14 protein-coding genes are annotated in these 16,109 nt (G+C 72.1%); 5 read left to right on the top strand and 9 right to left on the bottom strand.

All coding sequences use genetic code 11. From position 1 onward, the window contains the following. Positions 1-47: 47 nt before the first annotated feature. The 5 genes from ABZ564_RS29190 to ABZ564_RS29170 form a co-directional block, all read right to left on the bottom strand. Positions 48-1,022 carry a LacI family DNA-binding transcriptional regulator gene (locus tag ABZ564_RS29190; protein WP_360862122.1) on the bottom strand — a complete coding sequence of 325 codons (975 nt, stop codon included), beginning with the start codon at positions 1,020-1,022 and terminating at the stop codon, positions 48-50. Positions 1,023-1,356: 334 nt separating this feature from the next. Continuing rightward, positions 1,357-2,964, bottom strand: a complete 1,608-nt coding sequence (cimA, locus tag ABZ564_RS29185) for a citramalate synthase (protein ID WP_360862121.1) — start codon at positions 2,962-2,964, stop codon at positions 1,357-1,359. A gap of 350 nt (positions 2,965-3,314) precedes the next feature. Continuing rightward, entirely contained in the window at positions 3,315-4,403 is a 1,089-nt protein-coding gene (locus tag ABZ564_RS29180; protein WP_360862120.1) for a branched-chain amino acid aminotransferase, read from the bottom strand. Positions 4,404-4,630: 227 nt separating this feature from the next. Next, positions 4,631-5,668: a 3-isopropylmalate dehydrogenase gene (locus ABZ564_RS29175; RefSeq protein WP_360862119.1), complete on the bottom strand. Its 1,038-nt coding sequence runs from the start codon at positions 5,666-5,668 to the stop codon at positions 4,631-4,633. A 90-nt stretch (positions 5,669-5,758) separates the two neighbouring features. Continuing rightward, positions 5,759-5,890 (bottom strand): hypothetical protein, encoded by a 132-nt coding sequence (locus tag ABZ564_RS29170; RefSeq protein WP_360862118.1) that lies wholly within the window; start codon positions 5,888-5,890, stop codon positions 5,759-5,761. A 349-nt stretch (positions 5,891-6,239) separates the two neighbouring features. On the opposite strand from ABZ564_RS29170, the gene ABZ564_RS29165 reads away from it, so the two are divergent. From ABZ564_RS29165 to ABZ564_RS29150, 4 genes are all read left to right on the top strand, one after another. Next, a complete protein-coding gene (locus ABZ564_RS29165) occupies positions 6,240-6,812 on the top strand; it encodes a CDP-alcohol phosphatidyltransferase family protein (protein WP_360862117.1) in 573 nt (190 codons plus the stop codon). After that, positions 6,809-7,669: a phosphatidate cytidylyltransferase gene (locus ABZ564_RS29160; protein ID WP_360862116.1), complete on the top strand. Its 861-nt coding sequence runs from the start codon at positions 6,809-6,811 to the stop codon at positions 7,667-7,669. Before ABZ564_RS29165 ends, ABZ564_RS29160 begins: the two co-directional genes overlap by 4 nt. Further along, on the top strand, positions 7,669-8,874 hold the full coding sequence (locus ABZ564_RS29155; RefSeq protein WP_360862115.1) for a lysophospholipid acyltransferase family protein: 1,206 nt from the start codon (positions 7,669-7,671) through the stop codon (positions 8,872-8,874). Before ABZ564_RS29160 ends, ABZ564_RS29155 begins: the two co-directional genes overlap by 1 nt. 94 nt (positions 8,875-8,968) lie before the next feature. Next, on the top strand, positions 8,969-9,439 hold the full coding sequence (locus ABZ564_RS29150) for a DUF1877 family protein (RefSeq protein WP_360862114.1): 471 nt from the start codon (positions 8,969-8,971) through the stop codon (positions 9,437-9,439). Between the two features lie 86 nt (positions 9,440-9,525). On the opposite strand, the gene pruA is transcribed toward ABZ564_RS29150, so the two are convergent. Both pruA and ABZ564_RS29140 read right to left on the bottom strand, forming a co-directional pair. After that, positions 9,526-11,157, bottom strand: coding sequence for an L-glutamate gamma-semialdehyde dehydrogenase (gene pruA / locus ABZ564_RS29145; RefSeq protein ID WP_360862113.1), 1,632 nt, complete (start codon positions 11,155-11,157; stop codon positions 9,526-9,528). Between the two features lie 48 nt (positions 11,158-11,205). After that, positions 11,206-12,186, bottom strand: a complete 981-nt coding sequence (locus ABZ564_RS29140) for a proline dehydrogenase family protein (RefSeq protein WP_360862112.1) — start codon at positions 12,184-12,186, stop codon at positions 11,206-11,208. A gap of 188 nt (positions 12,187-12,374) precedes the next feature. Here ABZ564_RS29140 and ABZ564_RS29135 point away from each other — a divergent pair, with 188 nt between their 5' ends. Further along, the gene (locus ABZ564_RS29135; protein WP_360862111.1) at positions 12,375-13,517 is read left to right on the top strand and encodes a helix-turn-helix domain-containing protein; all 1,143 of its coding nucleotides are present in this window, start codon (positions 12,375-12,377) and stop codon (positions 13,515-13,517) included. Between the two features lie 18 nt (positions 13,518-13,535). On the opposite strand, the gene ABZ564_RS29130 is transcribed toward ABZ564_RS29135, so the two are convergent. Continuing rightward, positions 13,536-14,141: a TetR/AcrR family transcriptional regulator gene (locus ABZ564_RS29130; protein ID WP_360862110.1), complete on the bottom strand. Its 606-nt coding sequence runs from the start codon at positions 14,139-14,141 to the stop codon at positions 13,536-13,538. A gap of 84 nt (positions 14,142-14,225) precedes the next feature. Beyond that, positions 14,226-15,818, bottom strand: coding sequence for a phosphoglycerate dehydrogenase (gene serA / locus ABZ564_RS29125; protein ID WP_360862109.1), 1,593 nt, complete (start codon positions 15,816-15,818; stop codon positions 14,226-14,228). Positions 15,819-16,109 lie beyond the last annotated feature (291 nt).

The raw sequence follows: 16,109 nt of genomic DNA, 5'->3' as shown, positions 1-16,109 counted from the left end.
TTGCGGGTGCGGGCGTTGCGGGTGCGGGGGCCTGGGGAGCCGGTCCGCTAGGGCGCCGAGTGGCGCACGACCAGTTCGGTGGGCAGCACGACCGGTGCGTCGGGTACCGGAGTGCCGCCCAGGTGGGAGAGCAGCATCCGCGCGGCCGTCTCACCCATCTGCCGGGTGGGCTGGCGCACGGTGGTCAGGGGCGGTTCGGTGTGCTCGGCCATCGGGATGTCGTCGAAGCCGACGACCGCGATGTCACCGGGCACGGTCTTCCCCGCGGCGCGCAACGCCCGCAGCACGCCTGCCGCGGTGATGTCGTTGTGCGCGAAGACCGAGTCGAACTCCGTTCCCGCGGCGAGGAGTTCCTCCACGGCCAGTCGGCCGCAGCCTTCGGTGAAGTCCCCCCGGACGACGAGGTCGGTGGGCAGGACCGAGACGAACCCGGCCAGCCTGTCGCGTACGCAGCCGAAGTCCTCGGGGCCGGTGATCACGACAGGCCTGGTGCGGCCGGCGTCCCGCAGATGGCGGGCGGCCGACGCGCCTCCTTCGTGGTTGGTGGTCACGACGGAGGGGAATTCGGGGTGGTGGCCGCGATCGTCGATCAGCACGATCGGCAGGCCGCCGCGGTGCAGTTCCGTGAGGTGGTCCATGGTGTTCTCGGGTTCCACCACGACCAGTCCGTCGAAGGCCCGCGCCGACACCTGGCTGGTGAAGCGCCGTACGGACTCGGCCCCGCGGTTGCAGGTGAACAGCAGCAGCCCGTAGTCGGCCGCCTCGACGGTGTCGACGACGCCCTGGAGCACCTCGCCCATCCAGGGCCAGGTGAGCGAGGGCACCAGCATGCCGACCGTACGGCTGCTGCCGCGGGCCAGCCCGACGGCGCCCGAACTGGGCACGTAACCGAGCTGGGCGATCACTTCGCGGACCCGGGCGGCCGTCGAACCGTCCACCTCGCCCTTGGTGTTGATGACCCGGGAGACGGTCGTCTTGCTGACGCCGGCCTCGCGGGCGACATCAGCGATGGTGACACGCATCGGGGCCTCCGGGGCACAACGGGACAGAGGGAGCGGCCACAGCGGCCGGCGATGGAACCGGTACCGCAACCGGTTCCGGAACCGGTACCGGCGTTGGTGGCTGGAGTTAACCCCGCTGGAACACAGTCGTCAATACTTCACGTCGAGATTGGTCCGTACCCATCTGATAACGAGAAGAACACGGTCCTTTCGTTCAACTCCTGAACGTGCAAACCCTTGACGAGGCAACCCAAATCCCGTTCACTCTCTCCCCGTACGGGGCCCCGCACGCGAACGCCCCCGCCCGCCCTGCCAGTTGTCGGCGGGCGGACGGGGGCGGCGTGTCGTGCGGGCGTCAGTCGGTCGGTTCGAGACCTGCGCGCAGCAGGCCGAAGGTGTACGCGTCCTCCAGCGCCTGCCAGGACGCGGCGATGATGTTCTCCCCGACCCCGACGGTCGACCACTCGGCGGTGCCGTCGCCGGTGGTGATCAGGACGCGGGTGGTGGAGTCGGTGCCGGTGCGGCCCTCCAGGATGCGGACCTTGTAGTCCGTCAGCTCCAGCTTGGCGAGCTGCGGGTAGATCCGCTCCAGGGCGACGCGCAGCGCCCGGTCCAGGGCGTTGACCGGGCCGTTGCCCTCGGCGGTGGCGACGATCCGCTCGCCCTTGGCCCACAGCTTCACGGTCGCCTCGTTGGCGTGGGTGCCGTCGGGGCGGTCCTCGACGATCGCGCGCCAGGACTCGGTACGGAAGTAGCGCCGCACCCGGCCCTCGGCCTCGGCGCGCAGCAGGAGTTCGAAGGAGGCGTCGGCCGCCTCGTAGGTGTAGCCCTTGAGCTCGCGCTCCTTGACCCGCGCGACGACCCGGGCGACCAGCTCGCGGTCGCCCCCGAGGTCGATGCCCAGCTCGTCGCTCTTCAGCTCGATGGAGGCGCGTCCGGCCATGTCGGAGACCAGCATCCGCATGGTGTTGCCGACCAGGGCGGGGTCGATGTGCTGGTAGAGGTCGGGGTCCACCTTGATCGCGGAGGCGTGCAGCCCGGCCTTGTGCGCGAAGGCGGAGACGCCGACGTAGGGCTGGTGCGTGGAGGGGGTGAGGTTGACGACCTCGGCGATGGCGTGCGAGACGCGGGTCATGTCGGCCAGCGCGCCCTCGGGCAGCACGCGCTTGCCGTACTTGAGCTCCAGCGCGGCGACGACCGGGAAGAGGTTGGCGTTGCCGACGCGCTCGCCGTAGCCGTTGGCGGTGCACTGGACGTGCGTGGCGCCCGCGTCGACGGCGGCCAGGGTGTTGGCGACGGCGCAGCCCGTGTCGTCCTGGGCGTGGATGCCGAGGCGGGCGCCGGTGTCGGCGAGGACGGTGGAGACGACGGCCTGGATCTGGGCCGGGAGCATCCCGCCGTTGGTGTCGCAGAGGACGACCACGTCGGCGCCGGCCTCGGCGGCGGCCTTGACGACGGCCTTGGCGTACTCGGGGTTGGCGCGGTATCCGTCGAAGAAGTGCTCGCAGTCGACGAACACCCGGCGGCCGTGCTCGCGGAGGTGGGAGACGGTGTCGCGGACCATCTCCAGGTTCTCCTCCAGCGTGGTGCGCAGCGCGAGCTCCACATGGCGGTCGTGGGCCTTGGCGACCAGCGTGATCACCGGGGCACCGGACTCCAGCAGCGCCTTGACCTGGGGGTCCTCGGCGGCCGTGCCGCCCGCCCTGCGGGTCGCGCCGAAGGCGACCAGCTCGGCGTTCTCGAACTGGATCTCCTGACGGGCGCGGGCGAAGAACTCGGTGTCGCGGGGGTTGGCGCCCGGCCAGCCGCCCTCGATGAAGCCGACGCCGAACTCGTCCAGGTGCCGGGCGATGGTCAGTTTGTCGGCGACCGTCAGGTTGATGCCTTCACGCTGCGAACCGTCGCGCAGCGTGGTGTCGAAGACATGGAAGCCGTCGTCGGTGGGCTTGGCCTTGGTGGTCATTGCTGGTATGGCTCCTGTCGGATGAGTGGATCCGGACGGTCTGGCTCCACTTGCCCCCATCATCCCGTGCGCCTCGTGCACCGGCCGAGGTGTGGGCCGGAAAACGAAAAAACCCCTCGCGGGTGCGAGAGGTCTGCGCGCGGGTCTGGGGCACGGCGGCCGTGCCGTACATGGTGGTACGGACGGTCACTGCGGACCGGCGCGCCTGCTGCCAATAATCATGACGAACGAGGACACGGCAGCAGTCTGGCACAGGACCGCCGCCGCACCCCGCCCCGTCTCAGGATGCGGGCGTACGGATCGCGCCCGGCGGGACACCGGGCGCGATCCGTACGGCGTGCGGGCACTGCTTACGCGAGGGAGTGCATCCAGCCGTGGGTGTCCTCGACGGTGCCGCGCTGGATGTCGAGCAGGCGCTCGCGCAGCTTGAGGGTGACCGGGCCGGGCGTGCCGTCGCCCTGGGTCCACTCGCCGCCCGCGCTCTTCACGGTGCCGACGGGGGTGATGACGGCGGCGGTGCCGCAGGCGAAGACCTCGGTGAGGGTGCCGGCTGCGGTGTCGTCGCGCCACTGGTCGATGGAGACGCGGGCCTCCTCGGAGGTGTAACCGAGGTCACCGGCCAGCTTGAGGAGCGAGTCACGGGTGATGCCCGCGAGCAGGGAGCCGGTGAGGGCCGGGGTGACGATCCTGTCGCCGTAGACGAAGTAGAGGTTCATCCCGCCCAGCTCCTCCACCCACTTGTGCTCGACGGCGTCGAGGTAGGCGACCTGGTCGCAGCCCTTGGCGGCGGCCTCGGCCTGGGCGAGGAGGGACGCGGCGTAGTTGCCGCCGGTCTTGGCGTCGCCCATGCCGCCGGGGACGGCGCGGACCCGGTCCTCGGACAGCCAGATGGAGACGGGCTTCACACCGCCGGGGAAGTACGCGCCGGCGGGCGAGGCGATGACGAGGAAGAGGTACTCGTTGGCCGGCCGCACGCCGAGGCCGACCTCGGTGGCGATCATGAAGGGGCGCAGGTAGAGGGACTCCTCGCCGCCGTGTGCCGGGACCCAGGCGGCGTCCTGCTGGACGAGCGCGTCACAGGCCGCGACGAACGTCTCGACGGGCAGCTCCGGCATGGCGAGGCGGCGGGCGGACGCCCGGAAACGCTCGCCGTTGGCCTCGGGGCGGAAGGTGGCGACCGAGCCGTCGGGCTGACGGTAGGCCTTGAGGCCCTCGAAGATCTCCTGGCCGTAGTGCAGCGTCATGTTGGCGGGGTCGATCGACAGCGGCGCGTACGGGACGAGCTGGGCGTCGTGCCAGCCGCGGCCTTCGGTCCACTTGATCGTCACCATGTGGTCGGTGAAGTAGCGGCCGAAGCCGGGCTTGGCCAGGATCGCCTCGCGCTCCGCGTCGGACAGCGGGTTCGAGGAGGGCTTGAGCTCGATCGTGGGCGTCGTCATGTGCGTGTCCTTCACCGTTATGTGTGTGTAGGACCGCGTGCACGCCTTCAGATGCCAGGACGTCCGAGCTTCGCTGCGGGCCACGGTCCCGTTCGATTATCTCTCGAAGGACGCCGGGCACGAAATGGCGTGAATGCGGTCCAGGGTTCGATGGTGACACCCGGGGCCGCACAGGAGAAGCCGCCGGGTGCGTCTGCGACCCGGCGGCTTCTGTGGGAGTCGTCGGGTCAGCCCGCTACGCGTACCGCGAGGGCGTCGCCGATCTCGTCGGTGCTGCGGGCGCCGTCGCGCTCCGCGAGGTCGGCGGAGACGGCGTCCTCGATGCGCACGGCCTCGGCGTCGTAGCCGAGGTGGCGCAGCAGGAGGGCGACGGAGAGGATCGTGGCGGTCGGGTCGGCCTTGCCCTGCCCGGCGATGTCGGGGGCGGAGCCGTGGACCGGCTCGAACATCGACGGGAAGGCGCCCGTCGGGTTGATGTTGCCGGAGGCGGCCAGGCCGATGCCGCCGGAGACGGCCGCGGCGAGGTCGGTGAGGATGTCGCCGAAGAGGTTGTCGGTGACGATGACGTCGAAGCGCTCCGGCTGGGTGACGAAGAAGATCGTCGCGGCGTCGACGTGCAGGTAGTCGGTGGTGACCTGGGGGTACTCGGCCGCGACCTTGTCGAAGGTGTTCTTCCACAGGTGGCCCGCGTACACGAGGACGTTGTTCTTGTGGACCAGCGTCAGCTTCTTGCGCGGGCGGGCGGCGGCGCGCTCGAAGGCGTCGCGGACGACGCGCTCGACACCGAAGGCGGTGTTGAGGCTGACCTCGGTGGCGACCTCGTGCTCCGTGCCGGTGCGCAGCGAGCCGCCGTTGCCGGTGTACGGGCCCTCGGTGCCCTCGCGGACGACGACGAAGTCGATGTCCGGACGGCCGGCCAGCGGGGTGTCCGTGTTCGGGAAGAGCTTCGACGGCCGCAGGTTGATGAAGTGGTCGAAGGCGAAGCGCAGCTTCAGCAGCAGCCCCCGCTCCAGGACGCCGGAGGGCACGGACGGGTCGCCGATCGCGCCGAGCAGGATGGCGTCGTGCCCCTTGAGGGCTTCGAGCTCCGCGTCGGGGAGGGTTTCACCGGTGCGGTGCCAGCGCCGGGCACCAAGGTCGTACTCCTTGGTCTCCAGCTTCACGTCCTGAGGGAGGACGGCGTTGAGGACCTTGAGGCCCTGGGCCACGACCTCCTGGCCGATACCGTCACCGGGGATCACTGCGAGATTGATGCTGCGAGACATGGTGGCACCCTACTGCCCGTCCCACCCCATGACACGTCACGTCCACCATGCGGACGTCCGGACGGGCGTACGAGGGGACGGGCGGGCGGCTCAGTGGCCGGTGGAGCCGCCGTTGTCCCTGCGGTCGAGGGCGCGCTGCAGGGCGGCGGCGGCAGCCTGCCGCTCCGACTCGGCCGGGCGGTGGGCGTGACGGACACGGCGGCGGGTGGTGGTCTCGGCCATGGTGGATCGACTCCTTGAGATCGCGAGGATTTCGAGATCGAACAGCGGGGGGTGATGTCGAGATCAGTGATTTCGAGGCGCCGGAAGGGGCGGGGAACGGGCGCCGCAGGGGTTGCCTGCGCAAGGGCGCGCGCTCTCGACCGCCAGTCGCTTGATCGAGCGAGACGTTCGGCTTCCACAAAACTAGAACAGCCGGGCCGGTCTGTCTCCACAATTACTCGGGCTTCCTACTATCTGAGACGGCGGCGTGCCGCGCCTCCCGGGCGGAGCCCGGCCCGTGCGCGTACTCAGGCGCACCTGAGTACCCGAGCCATGCCGAAAAGGCGTGCGCCGCACGAGAGTTGAAGCCATGAACGGCCTCTACGCTCTCAAACCCTGGTACGCGGACCGGCTCTCCGGCGTCCGCGCCTCGCTGGTCCGCCGCGAGGTGTCGCCCGACACCCTCACCGTCGCCGGGGTGGCCGCCGCGGCCGGTGCCGCCGCCGCCCTGGCCCTGCTGCCCGCCGGACCCGCCGCACTGCCGGTCGCGGTCCTGCTCGCGGCGCGGCTCGCCTTCGCCAACCTGGACGGGGCGCTGGCCCGTGACACGGGCCGCACGACCCGGCGCGGCGCGATCCTCAACGAGCTGGGCGACCGGGTCGCGGACCTGGTCGTGCTGGCCGGGTTCCTGACGCTCGCCCCGCTGTGGCTGGTGGCGCTCGCCGGCCTCGCGGCCACACTGCCCTCCTGGGTGTCGCTGGCCGGGGCCGCCGCCGGGGCGCCCCGCCGCAACGGGGGCCCGGTCGGCAAGACCGAGCGCTGCCTGCTGGTCGTGGTGGCCGCCGCGAGCGGCTGGGCCGTCCCGGTCCTGGCCGTGATCGCCGTCGGCTCCCTGCTCACCGCCGCGCTCCGGCTGGCCGGCCTCTGGCGGGAGTCGGCATGAGCGCCGTACTGATCGCCGAGGAGGCGGCGGCCCGCGCGGTGCCGCTGGTCGCGGGCGTGCTGGGCGCGGGCGGGGTCGCCGTCGCGGTCCTGCCGGCGAAGGTCCGGATGCGGGCCGAACTGCGCAGGCGCTGGCGGACCTGGGCGCTGGTCGCGCCGGTCTTCCTCGGGGCGTACTTCCTGGGCGGCGGCGGCACGTACGCGCTGGCCGCGGGGCTCGGCGTGGTCGCGGTGGGCGAGTACGCCCGGATGGCGGGGCTGCGCCGCGCCGACCTGGCCGTGCTCGCGGCGGCCTCGGCGGCCCTCCCGGCGCTGGCGTGGCTCGCCCCGCGCGTGCTGGACCTGCGCGCGGCGGCCCTGCTCCTCGTCGCGGCGGCGCTCCCCTCCGTCCTGGGCGGGGACGACCGCTCGGGTTTCACCCGCACCGCCCGCACCGCCTTCGGGCTGCTGTGGATCCCGGTCGCGCTGACCGGCCTGGTGACGCTCGGCGACACGGCGGTCGCGGTGGGCCTGGCGGTGGCCCTCGGCGATGTCGGCGCCTGGTGCGGGGGTACGGCCCTGGGGCGGCGCGGACCGCTCTCCCGGCCGCTGTCGCCGCTCTCCCCGAACAAGACGTGGGCCGGTGTGCTGGGCGCGGCCCTCGCCACCGCCGCGCTGCTGCTCGTGCTCGGCGCGTTCAGCCTCCCGCTGTGGGCGGCGGTCGTCGGCGGCTGCGTCCTCGGCGACCTCGTCGAGTCGATGGTCAAGCGCGAGTCCGGGGTGAAGGACGCGGGCAGCTGGCTGCCCGGCTTCGGCGGCCTGCTCGACCGGATCGACTCCCTTCTCGTGGCCCTTCTCCTGGCGATGGTGATGACGTGATGACGACGCCCGTACGGACCCCCGGTCACCAGGTCCTCCCCGTCCGCTCCCGGGTCGCCTCCGCGCTGCGGCGCGGCCTGTGGTGGGGCGTGCTCAGCCTCACCGGCGGGGTCGAGCGGCGCGGCCGGCTGCCGCGCGGCGGCTGTGTGGTGGTCGCCAACCACACCTCGCACGCGGACACGGCGGCGCTGCTGGCCGCGCTCGACGCCGGGCACTCCCCGGCGATCGGCGCGGCGGCCGACTACTGGTTCGCGTCTCCCTGGCGGCGCCGGATCTGCCGGAGGCTGGCGGCCGGCTTCCCGGTCCGGCGGGCGGGCGGCGGGATGGCGGACCTGCTCTCGATGACGGGCGAGCTGCGGGAGGGCCGGGCGGTCGTGCTCTTCCCGGAGGGCACCCGCGCCGAGGACGGCACCCTCGGCTCCTTCCACCGGGGCGCGCTGGTCCTGGCCGAGGAGGCGGGCGTCCCGGTCGTGCCGGTGGGCATCGCGGGCACGGGCCGGCTGCTGCCCAAGCACGGGCGGCTGCGCTCCTCACTGGTCCGGGTGACGATCGGTGAGCCGCTGCCCTCCGGGGTCTCCCCCGAGGCGGCCCGCGACGCGGTGCGCGCGCTGCACGACCGTACGACCGCCGAGCCGCTGCGGGACTCCGCGGTGCGCGGGCGGGTGGCCTCGGTCGTCACGTCCCGCGCGGGCCTGCCGCTGGCGTTCTGCTGGGCGTTCGCGGAGGCGCTGAGCTGGCCGCTGATGCCGGAGCTGCTGCTCGGGGTGGTGTGCGTGGCGGTGCCGCGCGCGGCGCTGAGGATGTCGCTGGGCGCGCTGGCCGGCAGCCTGGCGGGCGGGCTGCTGGCGCTGCACCTGGCGTCGGCGGGCGTTCACCTGCCCGCCCCGCTGACGACGGACCGGATGCGGGCGGAGGTGCGGCAGGGACTGGCGCTCGAGGGCGCCTCGGCCGTACGCCACCAGCCGTGGAACGGCATCCCGTTCAAGGTGTACGGCGCCGAGGCGGGCCGCGCCGGTGTCCCGGCGGCGGACTGGCTGGCCGCGTCGGCGGCGGCCCGGGGATCACGCACCCTGACGGTGGGCCTCGCCTTCGCGGGCCTCGGGCTGCTGCTGCGCCGCCACCGCCGGCTGTACGGCCGCTACCTGGCGCTGCTGGGCGGCGGGTTCGCGGTGGGGCTCGGGCTGATCGTGCGCGGCTGGGGCTGAGCGTGGCGCCGGTGCGTACGGGACGGTTGTCAGTGGGCGCCCCTACTGTGCTGGGGCAGCGGCCGGGACGAGAGCCCGGCGGGAGAGGACAGCGATGAGCTTCAGCATGCAGGCGCGGGCCGTCCCGGTCTCTGGGCTGCCGCGGGACTTCGCGGGGGTGGCGGCCGTCTTCGCCGGCCCGGACGACGGGTTCGACCACCTCGCGACGGATCTGTACATCTCCAAGGACTTCTTCACGGTCCACGAGCTGTGCCTGCTCGCACCGCCGGGCCACGGCGACGGCGAGCTCCCGGTCTTCGGCGGGGCCGTTCACGAGGATCCGGCCGGAACCGAGGCACCCTCGGTCACGCTGACGGCCGCGCAGGTGCACGAGGCGGCGGAGTTCCTCCGCGGCCATCCGTTCGACGGGCTGTGGGCCACGGCCGCCGGCGGCATCGCCACGCACTGGGGCCTGCCGGAACCCGAGGTCCGCGCCGTCCTCGCCGCCCACTTCCGGCAGCTCGTGGACTTCTACGGGCGCGCGGCGCACGCGGGCGACGCGGTGGTCAAGCGGTTCCTGTACTGAATGGAAACCGCCTCCCGGCCGGCAGGGGACCCGGTCGGGAGGCGGAGTTCGTGGCGGGGCGCCGGGAGTGCGGCGCCCCGCGGGTGTCAGCCCTGGTGGGGGTAGGTGTAGTCGGTCGGCGGGACCAGCGTCTCCTTGATGGCCCGGGTGAGGGTCCAGCGCTGGAGGTTCTGCGGGGCGCCCGCCTTGTCGTTCGTACCGGAGGCGCGGCCGCCGCCGAAGGGCTGCTGGCCGACGACGGCACCGGTCGACTTGTCGTTGATGTAGAAGTTGCCCGCGGCGTACCGCAGCTTCTCCATCGTGTACGCGGCCGCCGCGCGGTCGTTCGCGATGACGGAACCGGTCAGGGCGTAGTCGGAGACCGACTCCATCTGGTCCAGCATCGCGTCGTACCGGTCGTCCTCGTAGACGTGGACGGCGAGGATCGGGCCGAAGTACTCGGTCGTGAAGACCTCGTTCTCGGGGTCGGTGCACTCGATGACGGTCGGGCGGACGAAGTAGCCCACCGAGTCGTCGTAGGTGCCGCCCGCGACGATCGTGCACGCCGGGTCGGCGGCGGCGCGGTCGATGGCGGCCTTGTTCTTCGCGAAGGAGCGGTCGTCGATGACGGCGCCCATGAAGTGCGACAGGTCGGTGACGTCGCCCATGGTGATGGAGTCGACCTCGGCCGCGAACGCCTCCTTGAAGCCCGAGTTCCAGATGGAGGCCGGGATGTAGGCGCGCGAGGTCGCCGAGCACTTCTGGCCCTGGTACTCGAAGGCGCCGCGGGTCAGCGCGGTCTTCAGGACGGCGTGGTCGGCCGACGGGTGGGCGACGACGAAGTCCTTGCCACCGGTCTCGCCGACGAGCCGCGGGTAGGTGCGGTAGTTGGCGATGTTGTTGCCGACCGTCTTCCACAGGTGCTGGAAGGTCGGGGTGGAGCCGGTGAAGTGGATGCCGGCCAGGTCGCGGTGGTTCAGGGCCACCTCGGAGACGGCGATGCCGTCGCCCGTCACCAGGTTGATGACGCCCTTGGGCAGGCCCGCCTCCTCCAGGAGCTGCATCAGCAGCACGGCGGCGTGCGTCTGCGTCGGGGACGGCTTCCACACGACGACGTTGCCCATGAGGGCGGGCGCGGTCGGCAGGTTGGCGGCGATGGCCGAGAAGTTGAACGGCGTGATCGCGTAGACGAAGCCCTCCAGCGGGCGGTGGTCCATGCGGTTCCACACGCCCGGGGAGTTGGCCGGCGGCTGCTCGGCGAGGATCTGGCGCGCGTAGTGCACGTTGAAGCGCCAGAAGTCGACGAGCTCGCAGGGGCAGTCGATCTCGGCCTGCTGGGCGGTCTTGCCCTGGCCGAGCATCGTGGAGGCGGCCAGCGTCTCGCGCCACGGGCCGGAGAGCAGCTCGGCGGCGCGCAGGATGATGGCGGCGCGGTCGTCGAAGGACATCGCGCGCCAGGCCGGGGCGGCGGCCAGGGCGGCGTCGATCGCGTCCTGGGCGTCCTGCTCGGTGGCGCCGGCGAAGGTGCCGATGACGGCCTTGTGGTTGTGGGGCTGCACGACGTCGACGCGCTCGCCGCCACCCATCCGCTTCTCGCCGCCGATGGTCATCGGCAGGTCGATGGGGTTCTGGCTGAGCTCCTTGAGCTTGGCCTCCAGGCGGGCGCGCTCCGGGGTGCCCGGGGCGTAGGAGTGGACCGGCTCGTTGACCGGCGCGGGGACCTGGGTCACAGCGTCCATGGTGTCCTTTGCTCCTTCAGTCAGTCGTGGGGAGGGGTGGAGGGGTGATCAGCCCTTGGTGAGGATGGAGCGGCCGAAGAACAGCAGGTTGGCCGGCTTCTCGGCGAGGCGGCGCATGAAGTACCCGTACCAGTCGGTGCCGTACGCGGTGTAGACCCGCATGCGGTGGCCCTCGGCCGCGAGCCGGACGTGCTCGTCGCTGCGGATGCCGTACAGCATCTGGAACTCGTACTCGTCCAGCTTGCGCCCGGCCTTGCGGCCCAGCTCCTGGGCGATGGCGATCAGGCGGGGGTCGTGGGACCCGATCATCGGGTAGCCCTCGCCCTCCATCAGGGTCTTCAGGATGCGGACGTACGCCTTGTCGATCTCGGCCTTGTCCTGGTACGCGACGGACGCGGGCTCCTTGTAGGCGCCCTTCACGATGCGCACGCGGCTGCCGGCGGCGGCGAGGCGGCGGGCGTCCTCCTCGGTGCGGAAGAGGTACGCCTGGATGACGCAGCCGGTCTCCGGGAAGTCCTTCCGGAGCTCCTCGTGGATGGCGAACATCGAGTCGAGGGTGGTGTGGTCCTCGGCGTCCAGGGTGACCGTGGTGCCGATCGCGGCGGCGGCCTCGACGACCGGGCGCACGTTGGCGAGGGCCAGCTCGTGGCCGCCTTGGAATGAATCTGCGGGGCCGGAGGCATCTCCGTTGAGGGTGGTGGTGGGCGACGGGAGGGACTGGCCGAACATCGACAGCTTGACGGACATCTCGGCCCGGGTGCCCAGGCCCAGGTCCTTGAGACGGCCGATGAGCTCCAGGTAGGCGTCGCGCGCGGCCGCGGCCTGCTCGGGCGTGGTGATGTCCTCGCCGACGACGTCGAGGGTGACTTCGAGGCCCTTGCCGGCGGCGTCCTCGATGACCGGGACGACCTGGTCGACCGTCTCACCGGCGATGAAGCGGTCGACGACCTGCTTGGTGCCGGGCGCGGCCGAGATGAACCGGCGCATCCTGTCGCTGCGCGACGCGGCGAGAATCACGGGACCCAGCACGGGGCACCTCCACGGAAAGTACGAACGAGGCCATACCGCCGTATATGCCCTGTAACGAACATAAGCGGTACAGCACGGAGAACCACCGTGAAATCTATGGATCCCGCCCGTCATCCGCCATCGACAGCTGCCACATATCCGTGCCCCGGATCTCAGACATATGTCTGAAGGGGTGCGAGAATGGCCGGATGAAGGGCGATTACCAGGAGCTGGTCGACGAGATCTCCGCACTGCTCGGCGTCCCCGCGACACTGGAGAACCGGGACTTCGGCCTGGTCGCCTTCGGGGTCCACGACAGCGACGACACCACGACGATGGACCCGGTCCGCACCCGGTCGATCCTCACCCGCCGCTCCACCCCGGCGGTCCGTGCCTGGTTCGAGAACTTCGGCATCACCCGCGCCACCGCCCCGGTCCGCATCCCGGCCGCCCCCGAGGCCGGCGTCTACCGCGACCGCATCTGTCTCCCGGCACGCCATCGGGGTGTCGTGCTCGGTTACGTATGGCTGCTGGACGCCGACCCCGGGCCGACCGACCGGCAGCTCGACGCCGCGATGGACGTGGCCGCCCGGATCGGCGCGCTGCTCGCCGACGAGGAACGGGCGGGCACCGACCTGTCCCGGGAGTTCGGCGCGGTCCTGGCCGCCGGGCGCGGCTGGCAGCGGGACATGGCGGTGACCGCGCTGGCCGAGGCGCTCGGCCCGGACGCGGAGGGGCTGCACACCGTGGTGTGCGTGACCCCGTGGACGGACGGCTCGCCCGCCGTGCGCACGGTCCCCTCGGCGGCGGCGCTGACCGGGGCCCCGCCGCCGGGCCGGCCCGGGCCGCCCGCGCTGGCCGCGCTGATCCGGCTGCGCTCCCCCGAGGTGCTGGATCCCGCACTGGCCGCCGCCGACCGGCTGCGCGCCGACGCGGGGGCGGCCGCCACCGCCGGGATCGCGGTCCCGCGCCGGGGCCTCGCGGAGCTGGCCGACGCCTGGCACGAGGCGTCGGCGGCGGCCAGGGCGGCAGCGGCGGAGAGCCGGTTCGGCCCGGTCGCCGAGTGGTCAGCCATCGGCCCGTACCGGACGCTGACCGCGCTCACCCCGGACGCTCCGCCGGACCCGGCGGTGCGCCCCCTGCTGACCCCGGCCGGGCAGGGCCTCGCCCGCACCGCCGAGGTGTTCCTGGACTGCGCGGGCCAGGCCTCCCGGACCGCCGCCGAGCTGGGCATCCACCGCCAGACGCTGTACTACCGCCTCTCCCGCGTCCAGCAGCTCACCGGACTCGACCTGAACGACGGCGAGGACCGGCTGCTGCTGCACATGGCACTGAAGGCGGCCCGGCTCTGAGGCTTCGCCACCCCGCGCTCAGCGCTCGGTCCCGCCCGCCGGAGACCGTCCCTCCAGGACCACCTTCAACCCGTCCGTCAGGTCCTGGGCGGACGGCGCGGAGTCGGCGTCCATCAGCCACTGGACCATGACGCCGGCGAGCAGCGCCTGGCAGAAGAGCCCGGCCACCCGGGCGCGCTCCGGGTCGGCCTCGGGGTCGACGCCCATCATGCTCTCGGCGAGTCCGTCGCGGCCCGCGCGCTGCGGTCCGGCGAGGGCCTTCTGCAGTTCGGGGTCGGAGTCGATGCGGGAGATGACCTCCATCTGGAGCTGCCAGACGGCGCGGGTCTGCTCATAGCTCCCGATCACCCGCTCCCAGGTCTCGCGGAACTGGTCGAGCGGCGCGGCCGGGGCCTCCGGCTCCCCCTCGGTCCGCTCGCCGTCCGGGGTGAGGGTCTCGCCCCACTCCTCCGTCACCTTGATGAAGGCGAGGTTGAGCAGCGCCTCCTTGGAGCCGTAGTGGTAGCCGATGGAGGCGAGGTTCGTGCCCGACGCGGCCACGATGTCACGCGCCGTGGTGCGCGCGTACCCCTTCTCCAGCAGGCAGCGCTTGGCGCCTTCGAGCAGATCCTCACGATGTCCCATGACAGCAGCGTACCCGGCATGCAGACGTTTGTGTAAGACGCACGTCTACATACCGGGTACGGTCAGGCCGTGAGGAGCACCGGCTCAGTCGGTGAGGTTCACCGAACGGGCCGAGGTGGCGCCGATCTCCGAGGAGATCTCGGCCAGCACGGCCACCGGGATGTCGTCGTCGACGGTGAGGACGACCAGCGCCTCGCCGCCCACGTCGGCGCGGGAGACCTGCATGCCCGCGATGTTCAGACCGGCCTCGCCGAGAATCCGGCCGACCGTGCCGACGACGCCGGGGCGGTCCTCGTAGCGCAGCACGAGCATGTGGTCGGCGAGCGCCAGGTCCACGTCGTGCTCACCGATCGCGACGATCTTCTGGAGGTGCTTGGGGCCGGCCAGCGTGCCGGAGACCGCGACCTCCTGGCCGTCGGAGAGGGTGCCCCGGACGGTGACCACGTTGCGGTGCTCGGGCGACTCGGAGCTGGTGGTGAGGCGGACCTCGACGCCGCGCTCCTGCGCGAACAGCGGGGCGTTCACATAGGACACCGTCTCGTCGACGACGTCCTCGAACACGCCCTTGAGCGCGGAGAGTTCGAGCACCTTGACGTCGTGCTGGGTGATCTCGCCGTACACCTCGACGTCCAGGCGGGCCGCGACCTCGCCGGCCAGCGCGGTGAAGATGCGGCCCAGCTTCTCGGCGAGCGGCAGCCCGGGACGCACGTCCTCGGCGATGACGCCGCCCTGGACGTTGACCGCGTCCGGCACGAGCTCACCGGCGAGTGCGAGGCGCACGGACTTGGCGACCGCGATGCCCGCCTTCTCCTGGGCCTCGTCGGTGGAGGCGCCGAGGTGCGGGGTGCAGACGACCTGGTCGAACTGGAAGAGCGGGGAGTCCGTGCAGGGCTCCTTGGCGTACACGTCGAGACCGGCGCCGGCGACGCGGCCCTCCTTGAGGGCGGAGGCGAGCGCCTCCTCGTCGACGATGCCGCCGCGGGCGGCGTTGACGATGCGCACGGTGGGCTTCACCTTGTGCAGCGCCTCGTCGCCGATCAGGCCGAGCGTCTCGGGGGTCTTGGGCAGGTGCACCGTGATGAAGTCGGCGACCTCGAGCAGCTCGTCGAGCGAGAGGAGCTTGACGCCCATCTGCGCGGCGCGGGCGGGCTGCACGTAGGGGTCGTAGGCGACGATCTTCATGCCGAAGGCCGACATGCGCTGGGCGACCAGGACGCCGATGCGGCCGAGACCGACGACGCCGAGGGTCTTTTCGCTCAGCTCGACGCCGGTGTACTTCGAGCGCTTCCACTCGCCGTTCTTCAGGGCGGTGTTGGCCTGCGGGATGTGGCGCGCGGTGGCCACGAGCAGACCGCAGGCCAGCTCGGCGGCGGTGACGATGTTGGAGGTCGGGGCGTTCACGACCATCACGCCGGCCTTGGTGGCGGCGGAGACGTCGACGTTGTCCAGACCGACGCCCGCGCGGGCGACGACCTTCAGCTTCTTCGCGGCGGCGATGGCCTCGGCGTCGACCTTGGTGGCGGAGCGCACCAGGATGGCGTCGACATCGGCGATGGCGGGGAGGAGCTCGGCGCGGTCCGCGCCGTTGCAGTGCCGGATCTCGAAGTCCGGGCCCAGGGCGTCCACCGTGGCGGGCGACAGCTCTTCAGCGATGAGTACGACAGGTTTCGAGCTCACGTGAGTCCTCACAGATCCAGTGCGGACGGCCGTCCCGACGGCCGCAGGCGTGGAGGGGCTTGCCGCGTGGAAGACGCACGACACTGTGGGCCTGACGCGTGTATGTGGAGCAGTGTAGTCATGCGCGGGGACGCGGTCGGCGCCCTGGCGAAAGGATCACCCGCACGAGGCCGAACGGCTTGTACACACGTACGACGCCGCCTCTTCCAGCGGGTGCGCGGGCGCCGGGGGCGGGGCCGCCGGGCCCCCCGGCGCCGCGGGGGTATCCGGGCCCCTCAGGGAAAACCCAAC

This window comes from Streptomyces sp. NPDC019224, from assembly GCF_040632605.1.
GTDB lineage: Bacteria > Actinomycetota > Actinomycetes > Streptomycetales > Streptomycetaceae > Streptomyces.
This window is presented reverse-complemented; position numbering and strand designations above follow the sequence as displayed.